The 9134-nt window shown below is 40.0% G+C and carries 7 protein-coding genes and 1 pseudogene; 5 read left to right on the top strand and 3 right to left on the bottom strand.

Features of this window, described 5'->3' with window-relative positions:
- Positions 1 to 153 precede the first annotated feature (153 nt).
- Positions 154 to 1131: an HTH-type transcriptional regulator CysB gene (cysB, locus tag P20311_RS11085; protein ID WP_008112782.1), complete on the top strand. Its 978-nt coding sequence runs from the start codon at positions 154 to 156 to the stop codon at positions 1129 to 1131.
- A gap of 265 nt (positions 1132 to 1396) precedes the next feature.
- Here the strand turns inward: cysB and P20311_RS11080 are convergent, their stop codons facing one another.
- The 3 genes from P20311_RS11080 to pabB all read right to left on the bottom strand — a co-directional run bounded on the left by P20311_RS11080 (position 1397) and on the right by pabB (position 4801).
- Positions 1397 to 2773: an L-serine ammonia-lyase gene (locus tag P20311_RS11080; protein ID WP_008112780.1), complete on the bottom strand. Its 1377-nt coding sequence runs from the start codon at positions 2771 to 2773 to the stop codon at positions 1397 to 1399.
- Positions 2774 to 2874: 101 nt separating this feature from the next.
- Entirely contained in the window at positions 2875 to 3450 is a 576-nt protein-coding gene (locus P20311_RS11075; protein ID WP_008112778.1) for a CoA pyrophosphatase, read from the bottom strand.
- The gene (pabB, locus tag P20311_RS11070) at positions 3443 to 4801 is read right to left on the bottom strand and encodes an aminodeoxychorismate synthase component I (RefSeq protein WP_008112776.1); all 1359 of its coding nucleotides are present in this window, start codon (positions 4799 to 4801) and stop codon (positions 3443 to 3445) included. The genes P20311_RS11075 and pabB overlap by 8 nt, the downstream gene beginning before the upstream one ends.
- Before the next feature lie 166 nt (positions 4802 to 4967).
- Here pabB and P20311_RS11065 point away from each other — a divergent pair, with 166 nt between their 5' ends.
- The 4 genes and pseudogenes from P20311_RS11065 to P20311_RS11050 form a co-directional block, all read left to right on the top strand.
- Positions 4968 to 6494 carry a fumarate hydratase gene (locus P20311_RS11065; protein WP_008112774.1) on the top strand — a complete coding sequence of 509 codons (1527 nt, stop codon included), beginning with the start codon at positions 4968 to 4970 and terminating at the stop codon, positions 6492 to 6494.
- A gap of 433 nt (positions 6495 to 6927) precedes the next feature.
- Positions 6928 to 7968, top strand: coding sequence for a Glu/Leu/Phe/Val dehydrogenase (locus P20311_RS11060; RefSeq protein WP_008112772.1), 1041 nt, complete (start codon positions 6928 to 6930; stop codon positions 7966 to 7968).
- A 151-nt stretch (positions 7969 to 8119) separates the two neighbouring features.
- The gene (locus P20311_RS11055; protein WP_008112770.1) at positions 8120 to 8782 is read left to right on the top strand and encodes a CatA-like O-acetyltransferase; all 663 of its coding nucleotides are present in this window, start codon (positions 8120 to 8122) and stop codon (positions 8780 to 8782) included.
- A gap of 110 nt (positions 8783 to 8892) precedes the next feature.
- Positions 8893 to 9114: pseudogene (locus P20311_RS11050) on the top strand (two-component regulator propeller domain-containing protein); the annotation flags it as partial.
- Positions 9115 to 9134 lie beyond the last annotated feature (20 nt).

The raw sequence follows: 9134 nt of genomic DNA, 5'->3' as shown, positions 1-9134 counted from the left end.
ATTGCTACCTCTAAGTTTATTTATTGTGTTAAACCTGAAATTTCAACAAATTAATTGTTATATTATGTAACATTAATCAGCCTTTTATATAGCTACCTATAGTTAGGGTGCGCTTTTATCTGTCAATGTGAATTATAACGAAACTACATAGCCATGAAATTACAACAACTTAGATATATCGTAGAAGTTCAAAATCATAAATTAAATGTTTCAGCTACGGCTGAGAGTTTATTTACCTCCCAGCCTGGTATTTCTAAGCAAGTACGTATGTTAGAAGATGAGCTCGGTGTACAAATTTTTGGCCGCAGTGGTAAGCATTTAACTCATGTTACAGGCGCTGGCGAGGAAATCATTAACATATCACGCGAAATACTCTCAAAAGTTGAGGGTATTAAAGCGGTTGCGAATGAACATACTTTACCGGATCAAGGCAAACTTAATATTGCTACCACGCATACACAAGCACGGTATGCGTTACCGAGTGTAATTAAAGGCTTTACTCAAAAATATCCTGCGGTATCACTGCATATGCATCAAGGTACACCACAGCAAATTTCGGATGCAGCCGCTCGCGGTGATGCTGACTTTGCCATTGCCACAGAAGCGCTTCATTTATATTCAGATTTAGTAATGCTGCCTTGCTACCATTGGAATCGTAGTATTGTGGTTGCTAAAGATCATCCCCTTGCGAAAAAAGTGGATAATTTAACAGTGGCTGATATAGCCCAATACCCACTCATTACTTACGTATTTGGCTTTACAGGTCGTTCGGAGCTCGACAAAGCATTTAATGCTTACGGATTAGAGCCACATATTGTATTTACTGCCACCGATGCCGATGTCATTAAAACGTATGTGCGTTTAGGGCTAGGTGTGGGTGTGGTTGCATCTATGGCAATTGATCAGGTAAACGACAGCGACTTAGTGTGCATTGATGCTAGCCATTTATTTGAGGCGAGCACGACTAAAATTGGTTTTAGAAAGGGCAGCTTTTTACGCACCTACATGTATGACTTTATCGAACGTTTTGCACCGCATTTAACTAAAGAGCGAGTAGAGCGTGCGAGTTTACTGCGAAATCAAGAAGATGTTGATAAGTTATTTACTGATATTGAATTGCCGGTTAAGTAACCGCCATAAACAGCAATGAAAAGCCGCTTAGTTTTGCAACTAAGCGGCTTTTTTTGTGCTATGTAATTAACCTGAACTGTGGATAATAAATCCATCTTAAGCAGCTATTTTCAGCGTTAACTGCGTTGAATTTACTTGCAATAGGCTAGCTATTGACGCGTAATTTCGCCTTGTTTTCACTAAAAATCTCTAGCTTGAGAAAATAAACATAAATATCATTTTGATTCAATATGTTAGTAAATCTCTTAACCAGAGTTCAGGTTAATTAGCACTCGATAATATTAACGGCCAGTCCACCGCGAGCGGTTTCTTTGTATTTTGTTTTCATATCGTTACCCGTATCGAGCATGGTTTTTATTACTTTATCCAGCGATACTTTTTGCTCACCACTACCGCGTATAGCAAGGCGCGACGCATTAATTGCTTTAATAGCGCCCATTGCATTACGTTCAATACAGGGGACTTGCACTAAGCCGCCAACAGGGTCACAGGTTAACCCTAAGTTATGTTCCATACCAATTTCAGCGGCATTTTCTACGTGTACCACGTTACCACCAACAATTTCAGTCAGCGCACCAGCAGCCATTGAACAGGCAACACCAACTTCACCTTGGCAACCCACTTCAGCACCTGAGATAGAGGCATTTTTTTTGTATAAAATACCAATAGCGGCCGCGGTTAATAAATACCGAGTAGCAATGTCGCGATCAACTTCTTTGATAAAAGTATGATAGTACATTAATACGGCTGGTAGGATACCAGCTGCGCCATTTGTGGGGGCAGTTACTACACGTCCTCCGGCTGCATTTTCTTCGTTTACAGCTAATGCGAATAAATCAACCCAGTCCATGGCGCGCAGTGGATCGTTACTGACTTCTACATTAAGCTTTAAATATAAGCTTGGCGCACGGCGTTTTACTTTTAATCCGCCAGGTAAAATACCTTCGGTGCGCATACCTCGCTCAATACAGGCTTTCATTACTTGCCAAATATTAAATAGCTCATCTTTAATGGCTTCTTCACTGCGTAACGTTTTTTCGTTTTTCATCATTAACGTTGATACGCTGTAACCCGACTCTTTACACATTTCGAGTAATTCTTTAGCCGAGCCAAACGGGAACGGGGCTGGGTTTTCTTCACGGATATCTAAAGCGGCTTGTTTTTCTTTTTCAAACTCTTCATCCGTAACAATAAATCCGCCACCAATAGAGTAGTAAACTTTGCTATATACTTTTTCGCCATTGTTATAGGCAATAATTTCCATTGCGTTGGAATGTTTAGGGAGTGTCTTTCTGCGATGAAAAACAATCGCGCCCTGCTTAGGGAATTTAGCTTTGTGAGTTTGGTTCAGGTAAATAACCTGTTCTTTTTCAATTTTAGCGAGTATGTCATCCACTAAATCGGCATCAATGGTTTCAGGATCATAACCGGCTAAGCCAAGTATTACTGCTTTTCCCGAACCGTGGCCAACACCTGTTTGGCCCAGTGAGCCGTAAAGCTCTACTTTTACATCGGTCACATTTGCTAATAGTTGTTGCTCGTTTAGGTCATTAACAAATAAGCGTGATGCACGCATTGGGCCAACGGTATGTGACGATGAAGGGCCAATACCAATGCTAAACATATCAAATGCACTGATCATAATGTGTGTCTCTACTTAGTTTTCTCAGCATTAAGCTGTTCTTTGAACGGTCGACTATAATAACGTGGAAACGCAGGTGTGTAACCCTTATTAGTAAAGATTTAAACTGGTATGGCGAGTTGTTTTGTAAAGTTTTTAATAATGCTGGCTGTGGCTCCCCACAAAAGCCCATGTGGGGTGATAAAGCCATTTAAGGTAATGATTTTTCCACCTCGTTCAAATGGCAAAGGTTGCCAGTTAGCCGCGTTATTCAGCGCTTTTATAGAGAGTAAAAAGCTAGCTTGCACTTCGTTGTGGTCGTTTTCCCACACTGTTTCTTTTTTAATTAAGCCTACAAAGGGGCGTATAGTAAATCCGGTCAGGGTTGAATATTCAGGTAACTGACCTAACACATGGACATTTTGCGGGGCAATATTAAGCTCTTCATGTAATTCACGCAGTGCGGTGGTGCGTAGGTTAACATCATCAATTTCAAACTTGCCGCCCGGTAAACAAATCTCCCCAGGGTGGTGATGAAGGTAGGTTGGTCGCTTACACAATAAAATGTGTGCTTCGTTATCTATATCAATCAATGGCAGCATTACTGCGCTTGCGCGCTTTTTTTTATTATCTTTGAGCTGATCCACGGCTAAACTGCGGTTTAATTGAAAACGAGCCGAAATGGTTTCACTATTCAAAGCGACCTTCATTTAATATAGGAAGTATTTTATTTACTTTATCGTAAGTTTCTTGATATTCCAATTCGACTTTTGAATCAGCAACAATACCACCCCCAGCCCAACAATATATTTGTTGTTGATGTGTGACTAAAGTTCGAATAGTAATACTGGTATCCATATTGCCGCAGCCACTAATGTAACCAATAGAGCCACAATAAATGCTACGTCTATGTGGCTCTAGTTCTTCTATTATTTCCATGGCACGGACTTTTGGTGCGCCTGTAATTGAACCACCGGGAAACGCAGCTTCCAGTTGATCAACCGCTGTTTTACCCTCATCAAGGGTTGAGGTGACCGTACTCACTAAATGGTGTACCGCCGGAAAACTTTCAATAGCAAATAATGAGGGCACAATAACCGAGCCCGGTTTAGCGACTTTTCCTAAATCATTTCGCAGCAGGTCCACTATCATGACATTTTCGGCGCGGTCTTTACTCGAATTTGCCAGGAAGGTCGCTTGTTTTGCATCCTCAAGGGCATCTGCTTTGCGAGGTAAAGTCCCTTTAATGGGTTTTGTTTCTACTTTATTGTCGTGTACTGCAATAAAACGCTCGGGTGAGATTGACAAAATAGCGCCCTGGGGATGATTAATAAAACTAGAAAAAGGCGCTTTATTAGCCTGAGTTAATTTAACATAGGCGCTCCAAGGCGAGCCTTGGTAATGCGCGCTAAAACGCTGCGCTAAGTTAATTTGATAGCAATCACCACTTTTTAGGTATTCTTCAATCGCGGCAAACTTTTCGCTATAGCTAGTCTGACTCATATTTGACTGCCACGGTGATGTAAGCGAAAAGCTTTCGTGTTTAGTTGGTTGCGCTAAATGATGTTGATACAGCCAAAGGCGGTCTACATTGGGCTGCGAAACATAAAACCACGTGCGCAGTTGTTTATCGTAAATCAGTGCATCGAGGTAAAGTCCAACCGCCATTTGCGGTAAATTTATGTCGTGTAAAGCGCTGCTTGGAAGTTGCTCTATAGTACGGCCTAAGTCATAGCCAAAATAACCCAGCCAGCCACCATTAAAAGGTAAGTTGTTGGCGGCTTTAGTGCTGTCTAACTTTGCCAGTTCATTATTCATTATTTCAAAGCAGCTTTTAGCACTCGCTTTGTTATTAAAAACAGTTTGATTATTTTTAACTTCCAGGGTGCTTTGAGGTTCAATCGCAATCATGTCAAAACGACTGTTTATGTGATCGCTATCACCCGAATCTAGCAAAATAGCGTAGGGTAAATGAGCAAAATGCGAAAATACCTCAATACAATTTTGTGATATGGCTAATTCAACACAATTTTTTTTATTGTTTAGCATTTACTACCCCTATAAGAACTGGCTCCAAACGGGCTGGGAGGGTATCATAAGTCAAATTTATTTGGCAGCGTTTAGTGAGCGCTGTAGTTGAAAACAGTTCGAACCACCGTCACGGGTTTGATATCGCTTACGTGCTGCGTGAGTAACAACAACTTAAGGAACCACTATGAGTACAATTCGTCAGCAAGACTTTATTGATAGCATTGAAGATGCCTTGCAATATATCTCGTTTTACCATCCTCTTGATTTTGTTCAAGCACTAGAGAAAGCGTATAACAAAGAACAAAGTAAAGCCGCTAAAGATGCGATTGCGCAAATTTTAATTAACTCGCGTATGTCGGCAGAAGGTAAGCGTCCACTGTGTCAAGATACCGGGATCATTACTTGTTTCGTAAAAGTAGGGATGGATGTTAATTGGGATAAAACCGACTTAACAGTACAACAAATGGTTGATGAAGGAACGCGTCGTGCGTACTTAAATCCAGATAACCCTTTACGTGCATCGATTGTTGCAGATCCTGCGGGAACACGTAAAAACACTAAAGATAATACGCCATCAGTGGTTCACATTGACTTAGTTGCAGGCGATAAAGTCGAAGTGATGGTCGCTGCTAAGGGCGGCGGCTCAGAAAACAAAAGTAAAATGGTGATGTTAAACCCATCTGACGATGTGGCTGAGTGGGTAGAAAAAACGTTACCAACAATGGGGGCGGGTTGGTGTCCACCTGGCATGCTAGGTATAGGTATTGGTGGCACGGCAGAAAAAGCAGCGGTAATGGCCAAAGAGTCATTAATGGATCCGGTTGATATCCATGAGCTAATTGAGCGCGGCGCAGAAACAACAGAAGAAAAACTACGTTTAGAAATTTTTGAACGTGCGAATAAATTAGGTATTGGTGCGCAAGGCCTTGGCGGTTTAACCACGGTTGTTGATATTAAAATTAAAACAGCACCTACTCACGCAGCTTCAAAGCCAGTGGTTATGATCCCAAATTGTGCTGCTACGCGCCACGTTCACTTTACCCTTGATGGTTCAGGCCCTGCGAATTTAAAAGCACCTAAATTAGAAGATTGGCCAGAAGTGACTTTCGAAGTGGGTGAGGGTACACGCCGTGTTAATTTAGATACTCTTACTAAAGAAGACACTAAAGAATGGAAAATGGGTGAAACCGTTTTACTCTCAGGTACTATTTTAACGGGTCGAGATGCTGCTCATAAACGTCTTCAGGATATGATTAACTCAGGGGAAGGTTTACCTGAAGGTGTTGATTTTGATAACAAGTTTATTTACTACGTTGGCCCTGTGGATGCAGTAGGCGATGAAGCAGTAGGTCCAGCGGGTCCTACAACGGCAACACGTATGGATAAATTTACCGATATGATGTTAGAAAAAACCGGCATCGTGGGTATGATTGGTAAAGCTGAACGAGGCCCAGCAACGGTTGAGTCTATTAAAAAGCACCAGTCAGTGTATTTGATGGCGGTAGGCGGTGCGGCTTACTTAGTATCTAAAGCAATCAAAAAAGCACGTGTTGTTGCCTTTGAAGATTTAGGTATGGAAGCTATCTACGAATTTGAAGTAGAAGATATGCCAGTAACAGTTGCCGTAGACAGTGAAGGAGCAAATGCACACACCCAAGGCCCTGCTATTTGGAAGGCAAAAATTGAAGAGCTAGACAGCAAAATGAAGTAAATTTTTACTTAAAAAGCAATCATATAAGCGAGCACTGTGTGCTCGCTTTTTTATTTACTTTTATATTTGCAAAGACTTATACACCTCAGACCAGTTTATGCTGCATAGGCAATTAGTGTATAAGTCACTGTATTTTAAAGTGTAGTGTACTTTTTTAGGGTGTATGGTTAAGTTTACAAATAACTTTAGGGTGACGTTCACGTAAGCGTAAACTTTAATTGCAATGGTGTTTTTAACTTTAATACTTAATTAGATGGTTATTTTTGGATTTTTTATGCTTACTTTTAACGATAAGTCGTTTTATATTTCACTTTGACGCGCTTTATCTGGTTTATTTACTCATGGTATGGCGAACCATTAACTGAAGTGATAAAGTCTCGGCAATTTGTAGCGTGCTTGCCCAAAAGGGCTCATTATTTTCGGAGTATTTAAAGTGGTTGTATTTAATCAAGTTGAATTTGATAACCATGAACAAGTGGTTTTTTGTTCAGACAAAGCGTCTGGTTTGAAAGCCATTATTGCGGTACATAACACAAACTTAGGCCCTGCGGTAGGCGGTTGTAGAATGTGGGATTATGTTAACGATGAAGATGCAGTATATGATGTGCTGCGTTTATCAAAAGGGATGACCTATAAAAATGCCGTAGCACGCTTGCCATTTGGTGGTGGTAAATCGGTTATTATTGGTAATGCCAAAGAAATCAAATCTGAGCAGTTATTTCGCGCATTTGGTCGCCAGTTAGAGCGACTAAATGGTAGCTACTACTCAGCAGAAGATGTAAACATTACCTGTGATGATGTGGCGTTAATGAACAAAGAAACAAATTACGTGCTAGGTCTTGAAGGAAAAAGTGGTAACCCTTCGCCGTTTACAGCCTATGGTACGTTTTTGGGCATGAAAGCAGCGCTTAACCATCAACGCGGTATTCAAGACTTTTCTGGTATTAAAGTTGCGGTGCAAGGTTTAGGTGCAGTAGCTTATGGATTATGTAAACATTTGTTTGAAGCTGGTGCTGAGTTATTTGTTACCGATATTAATCAAGCTGCAGTAGAACGCGTAGTAAATGATTTTGGCGCAACTGCAGTTGGTATTGATGAAATATACGACCTAGATGTGGATGTTTATGCACCCTGTGCATTAGGTGCCACTATTAATGACACAACAATCCCACGCTTAAAAGCAACGATAGTAGCAGGCTGTGCAAACAATCAACTTGCTGAATCACGCCATGGTGAAATTTTACGTGAAAAAGGTATTTTATATGCGCCTGATTATGTAATAAATGCAGGTGGTATTATTAACGTTTATTACGAAACTGCACCAGAGGGTTACAGTAAAGAGGCTTCTAATAAACACGTAGAAAGAATTTACGATACACTGAGTGAAATTTTTACCCGTAGTGAAAAAGAGCAAAAATCAACCCATTTAATTGCCGATGAACTGGCACAAGAAATTATTGAAAACGGACTTTAAGTTTCCACTCGATTTAAAATAGGAGCGAAATACGCTCCTTTTTTATACCTTATGTAAGACTTTAGTATAACTACACCCAAAGCGTCATTTTAGTTAATGCGAATATAGATAAAGCACGGTAAAATTTAGTTTTACACTTTATCTATATTTTATGTCCTCTACTGATTTTTCTATTACCCCTCTTGATTTTGAGCAATGGCCTCGAAAGCAACACTTTGAGTTATTTCAGCAGTTCACTCAGCCTTATTTTAATGTGTGCGTACAACTGAATGCGAAAAAGTTATATATCGCCTGTAAACAAGCTAATATTGCTTTTTTTCATGGTTATATTTATTGCTTATTAAAAGTTTGTCATAAGTATGAGCCGATGATGCTGCGCATTATTAACCAAAAACCTTGTTACTTAAGTGCTACGCGGGCAAGTGTAGTCGAGCTTGCCGATGACGAGTCGTTTCGCTTTAGTTATTTTAAATTACACGAGTCGTTAAATGAATTTGCCCGTGAGGCGAAAGCTATTAGCAATGCCACAAAATTAAACCCACTGTTTTCTGATGCGTTTGCAGCAACTGAAGGGCAAGCAGATTTAATTCATGTTTCTGTATTACCTTGGTTAAACTTTAGCAGCTTTTCACATGCATTTACCCACGGTCAAAGTAATGGTATTCCTAAATTTGTGTTTGGCCAATACAATACTGAGACAGGTAAAATGCCGCTCGCTATTGATGTTCATCATGCGTTGTTGGATGGGCTTCATGTCGCTAAATTTATAAAGCAATTGCAGTATACATTTAATAATTTAAGTAATAATAATTAATTAAAAAGTTGTAAGTTTTATGTTATTATTTACCAGCAGTGCTTTTAACTTAAATTGTCGCTCTAAACTTACCCAAATATAAAAATTAATAATTATAAAGGCAATATCTGATGAATCGCTTAGTGATTTTATGTATTTTATTGGTGATTTTTTCTGTTGACGCACAACAGCAGACTCGTTTGCCGTTACGTGATTATTTTTTTGAAACCTGGAATACACGTACGGGTCTTCCTCACAATAGCATTAATAGCCTTGCACAAACACAAGATGGGTATCTATGGGTGGGTACTTGGGAAGGACTTGCCCGCTTCAATGGCCAAGAGTTTAAGTTAACCTGAGATCTGGTTAAGCT

Origin of the sequence: Pseudoalteromonas sp. BSi20311 (assembly GCF_000239875.1) — a bacterium.
GTDB lineage: Bacteria > Pseudomonadota > Gammaproteobacteria > Enterobacterales > Alteromonadaceae > Pseudoalteromonas.
This window is presented reverse-complemented; position numbering and strand designations above follow the sequence as displayed.